The 15945-nt window shown below is 71.1% G+C and carries 19 protein-coding genes; 8 read left to right on the forward strand and 11 right to left on the reverse strand.

All coding sequences use genetic code 11. The annotated features are described in order from the left end of the window. Nucleotides 1-79: 79 nt before the first annotated feature. Nucleotides 80-2056 carry a BCCT family transporter gene (locus tag KAF39_RS05755; protein WP_210676364.1) on the forward strand — a complete coding sequence of 659 codons (1977 nt, stop codon included), beginning with the start codon at nucleotides 80-82 and terminating at the stop codon, nucleotides 2054-2056. Between the two features lie 20 nt (nucleotides 2057-2076). Here KAF39_RS05755 and KAF39_RS05760 read toward each other — a convergent pair whose 3' ends face one another. The 3 genes from KAF39_RS05760 to KAF39_RS05770 all read right to left on the reverse strand — a co-directional run bounded on the left by KAF39_RS05760 (nucleotide 2077) and on the right by KAF39_RS05770 (nucleotide 4523). Then, nucleotides 2077-3675, reverse strand: a complete 1599-nt coding sequence (locus KAF39_RS05760; protein ID WP_210676365.1) for an SDR family oxidoreductase — start codon at nucleotides 3673-3675, stop codon at nucleotides 2077-2079. A gap of 75 nt (nucleotides 3676-3750) precedes the next feature. Next, entirely contained in the window at nucleotides 3751-4290 is a 540-nt protein-coding gene (locus tag KAF39_RS05765; RefSeq protein WP_307805097.1) for a MarR family transcriptional regulator, read from the reverse strand. Next, complete coding sequence (locus tag KAF39_RS05770) at nucleotides 4287-4523, reverse strand: hypothetical protein (RefSeq protein WP_210676366.1); 237 nt, start codon at nucleotides 4521-4523, stop codon at nucleotides 4287-4289. Before KAF39_RS05770 ends, KAF39_RS05765 begins: the two co-directional genes overlap by 4 nt. Nucleotides 4524-4654: 131 nt before the next feature. Here KAF39_RS05770 and KAF39_RS05775 point away from each other — a divergent pair, with 131 nt between their 5' ends. Both KAF39_RS05775 and KAF39_RS05780 read left to right on the forward strand, forming a co-directional pair. Then, nucleotides 4655-5101: a MarR family winged helix-turn-helix transcriptional regulator gene (locus KAF39_RS05775; protein WP_210676367.1), complete on the forward strand. Its 447-nt coding sequence runs from the start codon at nucleotides 4655-4657 to the stop codon at nucleotides 5099-5101. A 68-nt stretch (nucleotides 5102-5169) separates the two neighbouring features. Continuing rightward, nucleotides 5170-5496: a hypothetical protein gene (locus KAF39_RS05780; protein WP_210676368.1), complete on the forward strand. Its 327-nt coding sequence runs from the start codon at nucleotides 5170-5172 to the stop codon at nucleotides 5494-5496. Nucleotides 5497-5664: 168 nt separating this feature from the next. On the opposite strand, the gene KAF39_RS05785 is transcribed toward KAF39_RS05780, so the two are convergent. Beyond that, complete coding sequence (locus KAF39_RS05785; protein WP_210676369.1) at nucleotides 5665-6417, reverse strand: SDR family NAD(P)-dependent oxidoreductase; 753 nt, start codon at nucleotides 6415-6417, stop codon at nucleotides 5665-5667. 194 nt (nucleotides 6418-6611) lie between these two features. Between KAF39_RS05785 and KAF39_RS05790 the strand changes: the two genes are divergently transcribed. The 3 genes from KAF39_RS05790 to KAF39_RS05800 all read left to right on the forward strand — a co-directional run bounded on the left by KAF39_RS05790 (nucleotide 6612) and on the right by KAF39_RS05800 (nucleotide 9445). Beyond that, complete coding sequence (locus tag KAF39_RS05790; RefSeq protein WP_210676370.1) at nucleotides 6612-7019, forward strand: metalloregulator ArsR/SmtB family transcription factor; 408 nt, start codon at nucleotides 6612-6614, stop codon at nucleotides 7017-7019. Nucleotide 7020: 1 nt separating this feature from the next. Then, the gene (locus KAF39_RS05795; RefSeq protein WP_210676371.1) at nucleotides 7021-7998 is read left to right on the forward strand and encodes an SRPBCC family protein; all 978 of its coding nucleotides are present in this window, start codon (nucleotides 7021-7023) and stop codon (nucleotides 7996-7998) included. Between the two features lie 94 nt (nucleotides 7999-8092). Then, a complete protein-coding gene (locus KAF39_RS05800; protein ID WP_210676372.1) occupies nucleotides 8093-9445 on the forward strand; it encodes an NAD(P)/FAD-dependent oxidoreductase in 1353 nt (450 codons plus the stop codon). Here KAF39_RS05800 and KAF39_RS05805 read toward each other — a convergent pair. The 6 genes from KAF39_RS05805 to KAF39_RS05830 form a co-directional block, all read right to left on the reverse strand. Next, nucleotides 9436-10143: a Pr6Pr family membrane protein gene (locus KAF39_RS05805; RefSeq protein ID WP_307805098.1), complete on the reverse strand. Its 708-nt coding sequence runs from the start codon at nucleotides 10141-10143 to the stop codon at nucleotides 9436-9438. The two genes, KAF39_RS05800 and KAF39_RS05805, sit on opposite strands and share 10 nt — an antisense overlap. A gap of 193 nt (nucleotides 10144-10336) precedes the next feature. Continuing rightward, nucleotides 10337-10723, reverse strand: coding sequence for a MauE/DoxX family redox-associated membrane protein (locus KAF39_RS05810; RefSeq protein ID WP_210676373.1), 387 nt, complete (start codon nucleotides 10721-10723; stop codon nucleotides 10337-10339). Between the two features lie 28 nt (nucleotides 10724-10751). Continuing rightward, nucleotides 10752-11546 (reverse strand): ribonuclease H, encoded by a 795-nt coding sequence (locus KAF39_RS05815; protein ID WP_210676374.1) that lies wholly within the window; start codon nucleotides 11544-11546, stop codon nucleotides 10752-10754. Between the two features lie 99 nt (nucleotides 11547-11645). Next, nucleotides 11646-11867 (reverse strand): hypothetical protein, encoded by a 222-nt coding sequence (locus KAF39_RS05820; protein WP_210676375.1) that lies wholly within the window; start codon nucleotides 11865-11867, stop codon nucleotides 11646-11648. A gap of 21 nt (nucleotides 11868-11888) precedes the next feature. Beyond that, on the reverse strand, nucleotides 11889-12200 hold the full coding sequence (locus KAF39_RS05825; RefSeq protein ID WP_210676376.1) for a protealysin inhibitor emfourin: 312 nt from the start codon (nucleotides 12198-12200) through the stop codon (nucleotides 11889-11891). Beyond that, nucleotides 12175-13245, reverse strand: coding sequence for a M4 family metallopeptidase (locus KAF39_RS05830; protein ID WP_210676377.1), 1071 nt, complete (start codon nucleotides 13243-13245; stop codon nucleotides 12175-12177). The genes KAF39_RS05825 and KAF39_RS05830 overlap by 26 nt, the downstream gene beginning before the upstream one ends. 67 nt (nucleotides 13246-13312) lie before the next feature. Here KAF39_RS05830 and KAF39_RS05835 point away from each other — a divergent pair, with 67 nt between their 5' ends. Further along, on the forward strand, nucleotides 13313-14830 hold the full coding sequence (locus tag KAF39_RS05835) for an SDR family oxidoreductase (RefSeq protein ID WP_210676378.1): 1518 nt from the start codon (nucleotides 13313-13315) through the stop codon (nucleotides 14828-14830). Between the two features lie 49 nt (nucleotides 14831-14879). Here the strand turns inward: KAF39_RS05835 and KAF39_RS05840 are convergent, their stop codons facing one another. Further along, nucleotides 14880-15206, reverse strand: coding sequence for a helix-turn-helix domain-containing protein (locus KAF39_RS05840; RefSeq protein ID WP_210676379.1), 327 nt, complete (start codon nucleotides 15204-15206; stop codon nucleotides 14880-14882). A 77-nt stretch (nucleotides 15207-15283) separates the two neighbouring features. Here KAF39_RS05840 and KAF39_RS05845 point away from each other — a divergent pair, with 77 nt between their 5' ends. Then, complete coding sequence (locus KAF39_RS05845; RefSeq protein WP_210676380.1) at nucleotides 15284-15940, forward strand: FMN-dependent NADH-azoreductase; 657 nt, start codon at nucleotides 15284-15286, stop codon at nucleotides 15938-15940. The last annotated feature ends 5 nt before the right edge of the window (nucleotides 15941-15945 follow it).

Here is a 15945-nt window from a genome sequence, read left to right on the forward strand (position 1 = left end):
CGAGATCAGGCGCTCCTGCGCCGGAGCGCCTGACCTCCCGCGTTCGCCTGACCCCGCGCAGGTGGAATGATGGTTTCTCATGGACACGCCTGACGAGAAGCCCACCGAACGCTCCGCAGGATCCCCGACCCGTCCGCGCACCGACGCCGTCGTGACCGCGACGCACCGCCAGGCGGCCAAGGCGTCCGAGACCGCGCGCAAGATCGTCCGCGACATCACGACCGTCCCGCCGCGCAGCGTGCACCCGGCGCTCGTGCCCGGGGTCTCGGTCGAGGAGACGGGGCGCACCTACCGCACCGACCCGCTCGTGTTCGGTGTCGCCGCCGCGTTCGCCCTCGCCTTCATCGCGTGGGGCGTGTTCGCCGGGGACAACCTCGCCGGCACCACGAGCACGGTCCTCGCCTGGGTGGTGGAGTACTTCGGATTCTTCTTCACGACGATCGCCACGGTCATCCTCGTGTTCATGCTGTTCGTCGGGTTCAGCCGCTACGGGCGGATCCCGCTCGGCCGCGACGACGAGGAGCCCGAGTACTCGATGTTCTCGTGGATCTCGATGCTCTTCGCCGCCGGCATGGGCATCGGTCTCGTGTTCTGGGGTGCCGCCGAGCCGCTGACGTTCTTCGAGAACCCGCCGCCCGGGACCGTCGAGGCGAACACGCTCGAGGCCATGCACACCGCGCAGACGCAGGTGCTCTACCACTGGGGTCCGCAGGCCTGGGCGTTCTACGCGCTCGTCGGCGGTGCCATCGCGTACGGCGCGTACCGGCGCGGCCGCACCCCGCTGATCTCCTCGATCTTCGCCCCGCTGCTCGGTGAGAACCGCACGACGGGTCCGGTCGGCCGCACGATCGACATCTTCTCCATCATCGTGACGCTGTTCGGCACCGCGGCCTCCCTCGGCCTCGGCGCGCTGCAGATCGGCCACGGCGTCGAGATCGTCAGCGGTGCAGGGCCACTCGGCAACGGCGTCCTCATCGCGGTGATCGCGGTCCTCACCGCATGCTTCATCGCGTCCGCCGTGTCGGGTGTCTCCAAGGGCATCCGGGCGCTGTCGAACATCAACGCCGTCGTGGCCATCCTGCTCGCGTTCTTCGTGTTCTTCGTCGGGCCGACGCTGCTGATCCTCAACGTGATCCCGTCGGTCGCCGTGCAGTTCCTCGGCGATCTGCCGACCATGATCGGCCGCTCCGCCTCGCAGGGGGAGGCCGCGCAGGCCTTCCTGTCGAGCTGGACGATCTTCTACTGGGCGTGGTGGATCTCGTGGTCGCCCTTCGTCGGCATGTTCATCGCGAAGATCTCGCGCGGCCGCACGCTCCGTCAGTTCGTGTCGGTCGTCATCGTCGTGCCGTCCGCGATCTCGCTCGTGTGGTTCGCGATCTTCGGCACCACCGCGATCCAGCAGCAGATGGACGGCGCCGGCCTCGTCGTCGATCCGCCGGAAGAGGTCCTGTTCGGGGTGCTCGAGAACCTGCCGTTCCCGCTGATCACGAGCATCATCCTCATCCTGCTCATCGCGATCTTCTTCATCACCGGTGCCGACTCGGCCTCGCTCGTGATGGGGACGCTGTCCCAGCAGGGTCGCCCGGATCCCTCGCGCTGGGTCGCCGTCGTCTGGGGCGTCCTGGTCGGGGTGATCGCGGCCGTGCTGCTGGTGAGTGGTGTCGAGGGCAGCGGGCTGCAGTCGCTGCAGAACGCGACGATCATCGCGGCGCTGCCGTTCGCGATCATCATGGCGTTCATGATGATCGCGTTCATGAAGGATCTGCGGCGCGATCCGCTGATCCTGCGCGACCGGTATGCGCGGGCCGCCGTCCGGCACAGCGTGATGGCCGGTCTCGAGGAGTACGGCGACGACTTCGCGCTCGTGCCCGTCGAGTACGACCACTCGGAGGACGACCTCGCCTGGATCGACGAGGACACCGTGGATGACACCCTCGCGGAGGTGTACGAGGCGGCCACCGAGGCGATCGACATCATCCCGCCGGCCGAACTGGAGGCCCCCGTCGACCCCGCGCCGGACGCCCCTGCGGAGCCCACGGCCCCGCGCGCGGACTGAGCGTCGGAGAGGTCAGGCGCTCACGCCGGGTCAGGCACATCCTCACGGGGTGCGCCTGACCCGGCGTCGTCGCCTGCTGCGGCGGGCGGCGTTTCGGCCGCCGCCGTGATCCGGGCGGCCATGCCCGAGAAGATGAGCCCGTGGAACGGCAGCACGGCGAGCCAGTACAGGCGTCCGAGCAGCCCCCGGGGGAAGAACACGGCCCGCTGCTCGTAGCGGGCGCCCTCACCATCGGGCACGGCCCGCAGTTCGAGCCACGCCTCGCCGGGCACCTTCATCTCGGCGCGGAGCCGCAGCAGATGCCCGGTGTCGGTCTGCTCGACCGCCTCGACGCGCCAGAAGTCGATCGCATCCCCGACTCGCGCGGCCGTGCGGCTCCGGCGTCCGCGCCGCAGGCCCACGCCGCCGATCACGCGGTCCATGAGCCCCCGCACCGCCCAGAGCAGCGGTGACGAGTACCAGCCGTTCTCCCCGCCGATCCCGAGGATCACACGCCACAGCTCCGCGACCGACGCCCGGGTCGCGACCGAGCGCTGGTCCGTGAACACGGTGCGTCCGGCCCAGTCCGGGTCGCTCGGGAGCGGGTCGCTCGGGGCGCCCGTGACCTCGGCGTCCTGCCAGCTGGTCTCCACGGCGTCCGCGTCGACCCGGCCGAGTGCGAGCGCCACCGACCGGCGATACGGGGTGAGGCCGCCTTCCGGGCGCGGGATGAGCGCGTCGACCGCGTGATCCTTCATGATGCACTCGTTCTGCAGCGAGGCCACCAGCGGGCGGGCGATGGAGCGCGGCACGGGCGTGACGAGGTTCACCCAGTGCGAGGCCAGCTCCGGCGTCAGGACGGGGAGCGCGGCGATGGCGCGCTGCCGGAGCCCCGCCTCCACGGCGTAGCCGTTCATCATCTGGCCGTAGCGCAGCACGTCGGGTCCGCCGATGTCGACGGCGCGATTGACGTCGGCGTCGACGCGCGCGGCGCCGAGCAGATAGTGCAGCACGTCGCGCACGGCGATGGGCTGGATGCGGTTGCGCACCCACTTCGGCGCGGGCATGTAGGGCAGCACGTCGGTCAGGTGCCGGATCATCTCGAACGAGGCGGAGCCCGAGCCGATGACGACACCCGCCTGCAGGACGAGGGTGGGCACGCCCGAGCGGAGGAAGATCTCGCCCACGTGCACCCGCGAGCGCAGGTGCGGGGAGAGGCGCACGTCGTCGGGGTGCAGGCCGCCGAGGTAGACGATCCGCCGTACCCCGGCGCGGGCCGCGGCGGTGGCGACGGTGGTCGCGGCGCGTTCGTCGCTCTCCTCGAAGCCCTTCCCGGCCGACATGGAGTGGATGAGGTAGTAGACGACGTCGACGTCGTCCATCGCGGCCGCCACGGCCGCGTCGTCGTCCGCGGAACCCTCGACGATCTCGCACTCCTCGCCCCACCCGAACGAGGCCGCCCGGGCCGCGTCGCGGGCGAGCACCCGCACCCGGTAGCCGGCGCCGAGCAACCGCGGGGTCAGGCGCCCGCCGATGTAGCCGGTGGCGCCGAGCACGAGGGCGCGGGGTGCCGAGCCGTCGTCGCGGGGGACCGCCCGCAGGGCCTCTTCGCGACCGGTGGGCTGGGTGAGCTCGCTCATGGTCCGAGCGTAGATGCCGGTGGGGCCGCCGGGAACGGGCTTGCGCCGCGCACCCCGGCGGGGGCAGGCGTCCGGCTAGGCCTGGACGAGCTCCGGTCCGTCGTGGTCGGCGTCGGCGTCCGCCGCCTCCTGGATCGCGGCGGTCATGCCGACGAGGAATCGCATGACGACCGCGCGCTCCTCGTCGGTGAGGTCGTCCACGAGGGCGAGCATCCGGCGGTGCATCGCGCCGAGGGTCGCACGCACCTCATCGTCGCTGCTCACGGTCGGCACGACGATGCCCGCGCGCCGGTCGGTCGGGTGCGGTTCGCGACGCGCGTGCCCGCCCTTCTCCAGCCGGTCGATGAGCGTCGTCGTCGACGCGGTCGAGATGTCGAGCATGCGGGCGAGGTCGATCGGCCGCACGATGCGTCCGGCCTTCTGCTCGCGCAGCAGGAAGCGGAGCGCGACGAGGTCGGTCTCGTTCATCCCCATCGATGCGCGCGTGCGGGCGCGCATGGCCGTCTCGGCGCTGCGATAGCGCCGCAGCATGTTGAGCACGTCCACCGTGGTGGCTCGTTCGCTGTCGGGGTACCAGTACCCGGAGGCGTGGAACTCGCCGGTGCTGTCGGTCACGCGACCTCTCCTTCGTCGCTGGTACCGGCCTCCCGCTCGAGCATCTCCATCGCGCCGGTCTCGACCTCGGCCGGGACGATGCGCAGGAGCCCGCCGGTGATCGCGTCGGTCTCGGCGGTGATGATCTGCTCGATCCGGCGCCGCGGGACGGAGGGGAAGGTCTCCTCCAGGCGTGCGAGCAGATCGGCGTAGCGGATGTACGACGCCTCCTCGAGACTGAGTCGCTCGGGCATGGCATCCTTTCGGGGGGCAGGGGTTCCATCATCGCACCTCCGGAAGTCCCTGGTCTCCCCGCAATATCGCTAGTCCGTCTTATTGTCAGGCTGTCGAGGTACCATGGAGAGCGGGGAAGGAGGATCTCTGCATGGGGAACACGAGCACCGACGTCACGACCTCTGCGCTGGCGCGCGATGTCGACGACTTCCGTCGTGCCGACGCGCAGTTGAACCGCCGACTGGCTGCCCGTCGCGAACCCAACGATACCGACCGCGCCGCGATGCACTTCATCAGCACGGCGCCGGTCGAGAAGCCCGTCACTCCGCGCGACCTCGCGACCTATCTCGGCATCAGCACCGCTGCGGTCACCAGCGTGGTGCGGCGGATGTCGGAGCGGGGGCAGATCGTCGTGGCCCCGCATCCCCTCGATGCGCGCTCCAAGGTGCTGCGCCCGTCCCTCCGCGATCTGCAGGGCCAGGGCGACGAGCTCGCCCGCCGCGTGGCGGCGCTCGAGGGCGAGTTCGACCCGGAGGAGGCGGCCGCGATCTCCCGTTTCCTGCGTCGTCTCACCGACGAGATCGCCGATCTCCCCTGATCGATTTGATTTAACTAGTTAAACTAGTAAACTATCCTCGTCCAGTCTTTCTGCACGAGGAGAAGATCATGGGAACCCTCGCCTACGCGAACCTCGCGACCCCCATCGAGATCGACGACCTGGTGCTCGCGCATCTCCGCGCCGCCACCGTCACCAAGCTGCGCCGCAACGAGCCGTTCGCGCTCACCGTCCAGACCGGCGCCGACCGCACCGAGACGCTGTGGATCCACGCGTCCATCCCGATCCGCTTCGTCGTCGACTCCTCCATCACGCTGGACCGGCCGCTGCTGGCCCGGCTCATGCGCGCGGCAGGGTCGACCGGAGGCCTCGACCTCACCGATCCCGAGCTCTCGTTCGAGACGGCACCGCGCGAACTGCACGCGATGACCGCCTGATCACGGAGGGGCACAGACCCGCCGCACCGTCTCGGGATCCTCTTCCAGGGCTCTCGGATCCCCCGATGGTGACGGCTACGGCGTGAACGGAGCGGGGGCTCTCGATCGCCGACCGCGGCATCCGGCCGCCGGGATTCGGGTTCCCGGCAGCCGGATGCCGTTTCTTCGTCAGAGGGCGGTGTAGCCGCCGTCGACCAGGTGGTAGCTGCCGGTGATGAAGCTGGCGGCGTCGCTCGCGAGGAACACGACGAGGTTCGCCACCTCGTCGGCCTGGCCGAGGCGCCCGATCGGGTGCTTCGACACGAGGAAGTCCTTCGCCTCGTCGCCCATGTTCGCCAGGAGCGGGGTGTCGATGAAGCCGGGGCCGACCGAGTTCACGCGGACGCCCTGCGCGGAGTACTCGAGGGCGGCGGTCTTCGTCATGCCGACGACGCCGTGCTTGGCGGTGACGTAGGCGGGGGAGCCGGCGAAGCCGACGCTGCCGAGGATCGAGGCGATGTTCACGACCGAGCCGCCGCCGTTCGCGAGGATCGACGGGATCTGCGCCTTCATGTTGCGGAACACGGCGTTGAGGTTGATCGCGATCACCTTGTCCCAGGCGTCCTCCTCGTAGTCCGCGGTGGGGGCGGTGGCGCCGCCGATGCCCGCGTTGTTGACGCCGATGCGGAGCGGGGCGAGCGAGTTGGCGAGCTCGACCGAGGAGGCGATCCAGGCGGCGTCCGTCGCGTCGCCGACCGACGCCTCCGCGGTGCCGCCGGCGGCGCGGATCTCCTCGACGACCGCGTTCGCGTGCTCCGCGTTCAGGTCGTTCACGACCACGGCGGCGCCGTTCTGCGCCAGCAGCAGCGCGACCGCGCGGCCGATGCCGCTGCCTGCTCCCGTCACGATGGCCGAGCGATTCGAGACGTCGTACTGAGCCACTTTTCGGGCTCCTTCCCGGGCGGGCACGGTGCCGGGAGATCTTCTCGGACGGTCCGTCCTTGCCTCCAGCCTACGCCCGGAATACCGGTGTGGATTCATGTGAATGGAAACGGCAGGTCGGTTGGCTACGCTGTGGGGACCGTCCGCGGGGAAACCCTTGACGCGATCCCGATGCAGGTCTAACGTACAACCAAATGGTTGCACAAACGGAGTTGAGCGAAGCGGAGGTCGACCGTGTGTTCCACGCACTGGCGACGTCGACCCGGCGCGACATCCTGCGCCGGACGATCGAGCGGGAGCAGTCCGTCTCGACCCTCGCCTCCGAGTACGAGATGTCGTTCGCGGCGGTCCAGAAGCACGTGGCCGTGCTGGAGGCGGCGAACCTCATCGTCAAGCGCGCCGAGGGACGCGAGCGGCTCGTCCGCGCGAACCCCGAGATGATCGCCCGCGCCAGGGCGCTCCTCGCCCGATACGAAGAGCTGTGGCGATCGCGCATCGCCCGGCTCGACGATCTCCTGGCCGAACCGTCCCCACCCGCGGGGAAGCGACCGGCCACCACCGACCCCACCAGCAGTCAACGCACCGAATCGCAAGGAGACTGACATGCCTGTCACGGACATCATCACGGATGCCGAGAACCTCACCATGACCGTCGTCGCCGACCTGGCCGCGCCCGTCGAGCGCGTCTGGGCCGCCTACACCGACCCGCAGCAGCTCGAGCGGTTCTGGGGTCCTCCCGGCTGGCCGGCCACCTTCACCCGGTGGGACCACACCGTCGGCGGCCGAGCCGTGTACACGATGAACGGTCCCCGCGGGGAGAAGGCCTCCGGCACCTGGGAGTTCCTGGAGATCGACGCGCCGCGCAGCTTCACGGTGCTCGACTCGTTCGCCGATGAGGAGGGCACGCCGGACGCCAACCTCCCCTCCATGCGCATGACCTTCACGTTCGAGCCAACGGCCGAGGGCACGCGCATGGTCAACACGAGCCACTTCACGTCTGCCGAAGCGCTCGAGCAGGTCGTCGCGATGGGTGCCGTCGAGGGCACCCGGATGGCCATGGCCCAGCTCGACGCCGTGCTGCAGGACCTCCGCGACTACGCCCAGGGCAAGGGCACCCGGGTGGAGCTGCTGGACGACACGCACGTGCGCATCACCCGGCTCGTCGAGGGTCCGCGCGAGCTGGTGTGGCGCGCCCACTTCGAGCCCGACCTCATCCGCCAGTGGATGCTCGGGCCGGACGGCTGGGAGATGACGGAGTGCGTCGTGGCGACCGAGGTCGGCCAGTCGTACCGGAACTCCTGGGCGCCCGTGGGTGACACGGAGGGCGAGCCGTTCGGCTTCGAGGGGGAGGCACTGCTGATCGACGCCCCGAAGCGTGCCGTCACCACCGAACGCATGCAGGGCATGCCGACCGAGACGCTCAACGACCTGAACCTCTACGAGGAGGACGGCGCGACCCTCGTCACGGTGCTCATCGAGTATCCGGACAAGGAGACGCGCGACATGATCCTCGCCACCGGCATGGCCGACGGCATGGAGGCCTCGTTCGCGCGGCTGGAGCGGCAGCTGCTGTCCGTCTGACACGCAGGCACTCGCGCCGGAACAGGCGGTTCTCCAGGGGAGCGCCTGTTCCGGCGCTTCCGCCTGTGGGAAAGCGGGATAAAGTGGCGGCACGATGAGGATCACGCGCCGTACCCTGCTCCTCGGCGCCGGAGCCGGTGCCGTCTCGGTGCTTCTCGCCTCCTGCGCCCCGGAGCCGGCCCCCACGCCGAGCCCCACCCGGACCCGCGAACCGGAGCCGCCGCCCGGTGTCCCCGCCCCGAGCGGAAGCATCCGCAGCACCTGGACCACCGATCCCTTCGCCCGGGGCGCCGCGAGCTTCACCCCCATGGGGGTGCTCGCCGCGACCCGCACGGCGCTCGCGCAGCCCGTCGACGACCGGCTCTTCTTCGCGGGCGAGGCGACCGACGATGAGGCGCCCGGCACGGTCCGCGGCGCCCTGCGCTCGGGCCGGCGTGCGGCACGGGAGCTCACCGTCGCCGCGGAGGACGGCGAACGGGTGGCCGTGATCGGTGCCGGCATCGCGGGAGCGACCGCATCCGCGCAGCTCGCACAGGACGGCCTGCAGGTGACGGTGTTCGAGGCGCGGGACCGGATCGGCGGCCGCATCCTCTCCCGCACGGACGACGACTGGCCGGTGCCGGTGCAGCTCGGTGCGTGGCTGTTCGGCACCGCGGACGCGGACCTGCTCGACATGATCGGCGAGGGCGACACGGACCTCGTCGACATCGAGGGGGAGCAGTGGCGTTCCGCCGACGGCGACGTGGACCCCGTCGACCCGGCGCCGGTGCAGGCCGCGGTGACGACCGCGCAGTCCGCCCCGCAGGACTCCTCCGTCGCCGACGCGCTCGTCGCCGCGGGCCTCGACCCCGATGACCCCGCGACCGCTGCGCTGCTCGCGCTGCTGGCCGCACGCACGGGCGCCGATGCCACCGACCTCTCGAGCTGGTTCGCGCCGCCGCTTCCGGAAGCGGAGCTGCAGGGCGTCGGCGACGACCTGACCCCGTTCATCGAGCGCACCCTGGACGGTGTGGAGGTCGGATTGAGCTCGCCCGTCACGCGTCTCGCCTGGGACGACAGCGGGGTGAGCGTCCGCCTCGGCACCGGGGAGGCCCTCTCCTTCGACCGGGTGCTGCTGACCGTGCCGCTCGGGGTGCTGCAGGAGCAGGGCATCGAGTTCGAGCCGCCGCTCCCGTTCGACAACCGGGGAGCCGTGTCCGCGCTGGGCATGGGGGCCATCGAGACGGTGTGGCTGCGGTGGGACGAGCCGTTCTGGGACGGCGACGAGGCGATCTGGCACGCGGTCGGCGACGACATCGCGATCCCCACGTGGATCAACCTCCGCCCCGCGACCGGCGAGAACGTGCTCGTCGGGATCGTCGGGGGTGCGGCGGCGCGGGAGTTCGCCGAGCTCGGGGACGCCGAGGCCGTCGAGGCGGCGCTCGCGTCGCTGGCGCTCTACGCCTGAACCGGCGCCGCCTCGCGCGAGGGATCGACGGGCGCGTCGACCTCCGGCGGCGGATCGTCGCGGTCGCGGTGCTCCCCCGGCGCCGGTAGCCGGCTGATGAGGATGAGCGCGGTCGCCACAGCCGCGAAGGCCGTCAAGGCGATGGCACAGGAGACGGTGAACTCGATGGGTCCGCTCACCTGTCGCGGGTCGAGGAAGTAGTAGGGGTACCAGCCGATCAGCGGTCCGCGGATGAGCGTGGCGACGCCCCACAGCACCGGGTAGGCGAGGGCGGCCGGGATCACCCGCCACGGCACCCTCCGATGCCCGGGCGCGAGGACCCACGCGGCGACCGTGACCGCGGGCAGCCAGAAGTGCAGCACCTGGTCCGACCACGGCACGTCGATGCGGATGCCGCGGACGCCCGCCTGCCACACGAGGATCGCGAACACCAGCCCGGCGGTGATCGTCCAGGTCAGCACGAGCGCGAGAGCCACGGTGAGCCAGCGCGGGTCACGGGCCCGACGTAGCGCGAGGACTCCGGCGATGGTGAGGAGGACGACGAACGCGATGTTCGACTGATTCGTCAGATACGCGAAGAAGTTCTGGCTCGCGATGGTGTTCGACGCCAGTCCCCAGGCGAGGCGATGGATGAGCGCGACGAGACAGACGGCGGCGGCGGCGAGTCGGAGCAGGCCGAAGACGGTGCGCTGCGTCACCGTCGCTTCGTCCTTTCCGCCATCCGCCGAGTCTACGGAGCCGACCCGGGGTGACGCCGCATCAGGCCGCCGCGCCGGGTCAGGCGCGGGTGGGTCTGGGGGCCTGTTCTTGGGTGAGGGCTTGTTCTCGCGGTGTGGCCTGACATCACGTGAGGGCCTGATGGTGCGTGAGGGCCTGTTCTCGCGGGGTGGGTCAGCGGCGCGGGGCGCGCGTCGACCACAGGGCCAGCGCGATCAACGCCGGCTGGAAGAACAGCCGCACGAAGCGCTTCATGTCGGTGTCGAGGCCGAAGCCGTCGCGATGATGCATCCACTGCGCCACGTTGCCGGGGAAGACCGCGGCGAAGAAGAGGGCGGCGACGGTGCCGACCGTGCGACGGCGGCGATGGTCGAAGAGCAGGGCGGAGCCGAGCGCGACCTCGGCGACACCGGACGCGAGCACCGTGGTGTCCGGATCGAGCGGCAGCGACTCCGGCACCTGCGCCTGGAACTCCCTGCGGGCGAACGTGAGGTGCGAGACGCCGGCGAACACGAGCGAGGCGCCGAGGAAGATCCGGCCGATGGTGCGGGGAGTCGACATGGTGCGAGTGTACGCCTCGCCGTCTCCGTCAGATCAGGCGGCGGAGCGCTTCTTCGAGGGTGATGCCCTGCGCTTCGGCGCGGTCCCGGAGGCGCGCGTGTTCGTCGGGCGACAGCGGGAGCTGGAGCACGATGGGGTCGTCCTGCGCGAGGTCGAGTCCGTCGAGGAGGTCGGAGGTCTCGGCCCACAGTGGCGCGGCGAACTCCGCCTCGGCGACTGGCGCCGAGGCGCGGGACGAGGGTGCCGTCGAGGAGGATGCCGGGGCTTCCGCAGGGGCGGGGGCGGGGGCGTCCGCAGGGGCAGCGGCAGCGGCGACCGGGGCGGAGGCGGAGGCGGCGACGGCGGCTCCGGCATCGGTGGCACGCGTGAAGCCCGGACCCCGGCGCGGCTCCTGCTTCTGCTGGTAAGCCTTGGCCGCGGCGTTCGCGCGCTCGTCGGCGGCCTCGTTCAGCGGATGACCGGCATGGCCCTTGACCCAGGAGAACTCGACGTCGCGACCCCGCAGGGCCTCATCGATGCCCTCCAGCAGATCGCGGTTGAGTACGGGACCGCCGTCGGACTTCCGCCAGCCGCGGCGCTTCCAGCCGGGCATCCACTTCGTCACCGAGTCGATCACGTAACGGCTGTCGCACTCGATGAGCAGCTTCTCGTCGGTGCCGGCTGTGGCCCGGAGCAGTTCGAGGACGGCGCGCAGCTCGCCCTGGTTGTTCGTGCCGTGCGGCGAGCCGCCGGCCGCCCAGTTCGCGTCGTCGATGTACCAGGCCCAGCCGTTCGGGCCGGGATTGCCCAGGGCGGAGCCGTCTGCGGCGGCGGTGATGGTCATCCGTCCACCGTATCGCTGGCCGCGGACGCACCTTCACGCCGGGGTCGCACGGAATTCCCGGAACCAGCGACGGGAGTGCGAGACAGCGCCGCGCGGGTGTCAGTCCTCGGGGTCGGCGTTCTCGGTGCTCGCGGCCTCAGGGGCGGGTGGGGTGACGGGGAACACGATCGAGCTCACCGACGACGGGGTGTCGAGGCCGAGGGTCAGCGGGTCGAGCGCCGGTGCGGCATCGAGCGTGTCCGCGGCCGAGCTCTCGAGAGGTTCAGAGGGGAGACCCCACTGCTTCTCTTCTTCCTCGGGTCGCTGCTGGAAGAGTCCCATGCCTCCATTGTCACCCCGACCTCACCTCTCGCGCGCGGCTTCCCGCACGGCGTCGACGAGCGTGCGCCACGGACCGTCCACGGCGGAGTCGGGCAGCTCGCGCTCCCGGCGCTCGGATGGGGTGCGGGCGCGGATGCTCCAGACGAACCGGTCGGCTCCCGGGGCGGTCTCGTCGTCGTCGTCCCAGGGGCAGCTGTCGATCAGGGCGATCCACTCCGCGGCGGCCGGTGGCTCGGCCTCGACGCGCCACTGGCGACGGACGCCGGCGATCCCTCCCGAGCGCACCACGGCGATGACGACGGGCGCGTCAGGCGGAGTCGGGTCCTCGCTCATCCTCATAGACTCCCACGGTCGTCCAGGCGCGTCGAGCGGCAGCGACCGCCTCCTGATCGACCGTGTCCGCTGCGGCGACCGTGGCGTCGGCGAACTCCGCGAAGCTCGCGGAGTTCGACAGCCCGCCGGTGAGCGCCCGGTACCAGACCGTGCCGGCGCGCTCCCAGGCGTTGCCCCCGAGGTCGAGGGCGAAGAGGGCGAAGGCGCGGTTCGGGATGCCGGAGTTGATGTGCACGCCCCCGTTGTCCTCCGTGGTGCGCACGAACCCGCTCATGTGGTCGGGCTGCGGGTCCTTGCAGAGCTCATCGTCGTCGTAGGCGGTGCCCGGCGCGATCATCGAGCGCAGGGCCGAGCCCTGCACGGCATCCGTGAAGATCTCCGCCCCGATGAGCCAGCGCGCCTGGTTGGCGGACTGCCCCAGGGCGTACTGCTCGGTGAGGGCGCCGAACACGTCGGCCACGGACTCGTTGAGTGCCCCGGGCTGACCCTGGTACTCCAGGTTGGCCGTGTGCTGCACGACACCGTGGGCGAGCTCATGCCCGATCACGGTGAGCGAGCCGGTGAAGTGCTGGAACACCTCGCCGTCGCCGTCGCCGAACACCATGCGCTCGCCGTCCCAGAACGCGTTGTCGTAGTCGACGCCGTAGTGGACGGTCGCGTCGAGAGGAGCGCCGGCGTCGTCGAGCGAGTTGCGGCCAAACGCGGAGAGCAGCATCTCGAACGTCGCGCCCAGGCCGTCGAACGCCTCGTTGACCGCGGTGTCGGCCACCGGTTCGTCGTCCTCCGTGCGGACAACGGCCCCCGGGAGCTGCTGCGTGTTGCCGGCGTCGCTGATCGTGCGGTTCGGCGCATCGGAAAGCTGCGCCACGAGGTCGCCGTTCTCGTCGATCGAGAGGTCGATGCGGGCGCGGAACGGCGGGCGTCCGGCGGTGAGCGTCTGTCGCGCCGCGGCGGCGGCCTTCGGGAAACGACCCGACTCCGCCAGGCGCGCGAGCAGGTAGGAGGGGACGACGCCGGGATGCCGGAAGGATTCTGCGCTGCTCATGCGTCGACCCTACGCCGGGGTGCCGACACGGCGGAGACGTCCAGGACCGTCGCGTAAAATCGGCCCAATGACCGACGCGCCCGACGCCACCCCCGACCTGGGCCCCGGCATCGACCCCGACGACCTCGCCACGACGCTGCGCGTCCTCGCCGAGCTGCACACGATCGACAACGAGCACCCCGACTTCGTGGCCGTGCGCCACGCGACCGCGGCGATGTTCAAGGCGGTCAAGCGCGTGCGGCGCAAGGAGATCAGGGACGCGATCGCCGAGGCCGACAAGGCCGTCGTCGCGCGCACCGCCACCGGTGCCCCCGACCGCATCGACGATGAGACGCGCGGGCACGACCTCGCGTCCCGCGTGATCGACGCCCCCATCGCGGGCGAGCTGCTCAAGCCCCGCAACTGCTACATCTGCAAGCAGCCGTACACGCTCGTCGACGCGTTCTACCACCAGCTCTGCCCCGACTGCGCCCGCTTCAGCCACGGCAAGCGCACCGCCCGTACCGACCTCACCGGCAAGCGCGCCCTGCTCACCGGCGGCCGCGCGAAGATCGGCATGCACATCGCGCTCCGGCTCCTCCGCGACGGCGCGCACACCACCATCACCACCCGGTTCCCGCGCGACGCCGTCCGCCGGTTCTCGGCCCTGCCCGACGCCGCGGACTGGCTGCACCGGCTGCGCGTGGTCGGCATCGACCTCCGCGACCCCGCTCAGGTGATCGGGCTCGCCGACTCCGTCGCGGCGCAGGGGCCCCTCGACATCCTCATCAACAACGCCGCGCAGACGGTCCGCCGCTCGCCGGGGGCCTATTCGCTGCTCGCCGATGCCGAGCTCCAGCCGCTGCCCGACGGCCCCCTGCCGGAGATGGAGACCTTCGGACACACGGTCGACCCGCACCCGCAGGCGCTGCAGGCGTCCGTCGACGCGCACCCGCTGCTGTCGGTGGCCGCGCTCGGCGGCACGGTCGCCGAGCAGGGGGGCCAGGCGCTCACGGCCGAAGACCTCGCGCGCCTGGCGATGGCGCCCGGTTCCTCCTCGCTGGAGAAGCACGCGGACGGCACGGCGATCGACGCGGGCGGGCTCGTGCCGGACGTGAACCGCGTCAACAGTTGGGTGCAGTCGGTGGATCAGGTCGATCCGCTGGAGATGCTCGAGGTGCAGCTCGCCAACACGACCGCGCCGTTCCTGCTCATCAGCCGGCTGCGGGCGTCGATGGCCGCATCGCCGTCGCGCCGCAAGTACGTCGTGAACGTCTCCGCGATGGAGGGGCAGTTCTCCCGGCGCTACAAGGGCCCCGGCCACCCGCACACGAACATGGCGAAGGCCGCGCTCAACATGCTCACCCGCACGAGCGCGGGGGAGATGCTCGAGAAGGACGGCATCCTCATGACCGCCGTCGACACGGGCTGGATCACGGACGAGCGTCCGCACTACACCAAGGTGCGACTGGCCGAGGAGGGCTTCCACGCCCCGCTCGACCTGGTGGACGGCGCGGCCCGCGTGTACGACCCGATCGTGCGCGGCGAGGCCGGCGAGGACATCCACGGCGTCTTCCTCAAGGACTACGAGCCCAGTCCCTGGTGACGGGTGCGCCCCTCCGTTCGCGTCGCGCGGATGGCGCGATTCGCAGGTGTCAGGCGAGGTTCGCCGAGGCCCAGCGACCGAGCTGATCGAGGATCGGCAGCAGGCCGTCGCCGCTCGGGGTGAGGGCGTACGACACCGTCACTGGTGGGCCGGCATCGACCGTGCGAGCGACGAGCCCGGCGTCGGCGAGCTCCGCGAGGCGGTCGGAGAGCATGGTGTCGCTGATGCCGCCGACCGCGCGGCGCAGCGCGGCGAAGGTGGACGGGCCCGAGCCCAGCGACGAGAGGATCATCCCGTTCCAGCGTTTGCCGAGCACGCTGAAGGCCAGGGTGACGGCGGTATCGCACACCCGATGCTCCTCGTCGACCTCGGCCATGCCCCCATCCTACCCGTGCTACGTTAACCGGTGTCGCTAAGAAAAACGGAGCGACTAGGAAAACGAGAGGTAGGCTCATGTCCCTGTTCCGCCTGGATGCCAGCATCCTTCCCGCGTCGTCCGCCAGCCGCGCGCTCGCCGACATCGTCGAGGCCGAGTGGACCGCGTCGCACCCCGACTCGCGCGTCACCCGCCGCGACCTCGCGAGCGACCCCGTGCCCGCGACCGCCTGGGCGGATGTCGTGACCGGCGGCTTCGTCGACGAGGCCCAGCGCACGCCCGCCCAGAACGAGGCCCGCGCACTCGCGACCCGGCTGGCCGACGAACTGATCGGCGCGGACGCGCTGCTGTTCGCGGTCCCGCTCTACAACTACGGGGTCTCGCAGCACTTCAAGACCTGGTTCGACCTGGCCTACACCGACCAGCGGATCGACCCCACCGGCACCGCGCTCAACGGAAAGCCGGCGACCCTCGTGACCGTCCTCGGCGGCAACTACTCGCCCGGCTCGCCCAAGGAGGGCTGGGACCACTCGACCGGCTGGCTGCGCCGCGTGCTCGAGGACGTCTGGGGTCTCGACCTGCGCGTCGTCCAGCGGCCGTTCACGCTCGTGGGGGTCAACCCGGCGCTCGACGCGTTCGCCGACACCGCTCGGGAGCTCAAGGAGAACGCCGAGGCCGCCGCGCGCACCTACGGCCGGGAGCTCGCCGCGACGCGTGATCCCCGCGTGGCCTGACCGCG

Source organism: Microbacterium sp. BLY, from assembly GCF_017939615.1.
Taxonomy (GTDB): domain Bacteria; phylum Actinomycetota; class Actinomycetes; order Actinomycetales; family Microbacteriaceae; genus Microbacterium.

Coding starts and splice junctions, on each gene's coding strand:
- KAF39_RS05800 (WP_210676372.1), top strand. CDS start 8,093: ATGAGGATCACGCGCCGTACCCTGCTCCTCGGCGCCGGAGCCGGTGCC.
- KAF39_RS05775 (WP_210676367.1), top strand. CDS start 4,655: ATGGGGAACACGAGCACCGACGTCACGACCTCTGCGCTGGCGCGCGAT.
- KAF39_RS05830 (WP_210676377.1), bottom strand. CDS start 13,245: ATGAGCAGCGCAGAATCCTTCCGGCATCCCGGCGTCGTCCCCTCCTAC.
- KAF39_RS05810 (WP_210676373.1), bottom strand. CDS start 10,723: ATGTCGACTCCCCGCACCATCGGCCGGATCTTCCTCGGCGCCTCGCTC.
- KAF39_RS05760 (WP_210676365.1), bottom strand. CDS start 3,675: ATGAGCGAGCTCACCCAGCCCACCGGTCGCGAAGAGGCCCTGCGGGCG.
- KAF39_RS05840 (WP_210676379.1), bottom strand. CDS start 15,206: ATGGCCGAGGTCGACGAGGAGCATCGGGTGTGCGATACCGCCGTCACC.
- KAF39_RS05815 (WP_210676374.1), bottom strand. CDS start 11,546: ATGACCATCACCGCCGCCGCAGACGGCTCCGCCCTGGGCAATCCCGGC.
- KAF39_RS05790 (WP_210676370.1), top strand. CDS start 6,612: ATGGTTGCACAAACGGAGTTGAGCGAAGCGGAGGTCGACCGTGTGTTC.
- KAF39_RS05770 (WP_210676366.1), bottom strand. CDS start 4,523: ATGCCCGAGCGACTCAGTCTCGAGGAGGCGTCGTACATCCGCTACGCC.
- KAF39_RS05755 (WP_210676364.1), top strand. CDS start 80: ATGGACACGCCTGACGAGAAGCCCACCGAACGCTCCGCAGGATCCCCG.
- KAF39_RS05795 (WP_210676371.1), top strand. CDS start 7,021: ATGCCTGTCACGGACATCATCACGGATGCCGAGAACCTCACCATGACC.
- KAF39_RS05845 (WP_210676380.1), top strand. CDS start 15,284: ATGTCCCTGTTCCGCCTGGATGCCAGCATCCTTCCCGCGTCGTCCGCC.
- KAF39_RS05820 (WP_210676375.1), bottom strand. CDS start 11,867: ATGGGACTCTTCCAGCAGCGACCCGAGGAAGAAGAGAAGCAGTGGGGT.
- KAF39_RS05780 (WP_210676368.1), top strand. CDS start 5,170: ATGGGAACCCTCGCCTACGCGAACCTCGCGACCCCCATCGAGATCGAC.
- KAF39_RS05825 (WP_210676376.1), bottom strand. CDS start 12,200: ATGAGCGAGGACCCGACTCCGCCTGACGCGCCCGTCGTCATCGCCGTG.
- KAF39_RS05835 (WP_210676378.1), top strand. CDS start 13,313: ATGACCGACGCGCCCGACGCCACCCCCGACCTGGGCCCCGGCATCGAC.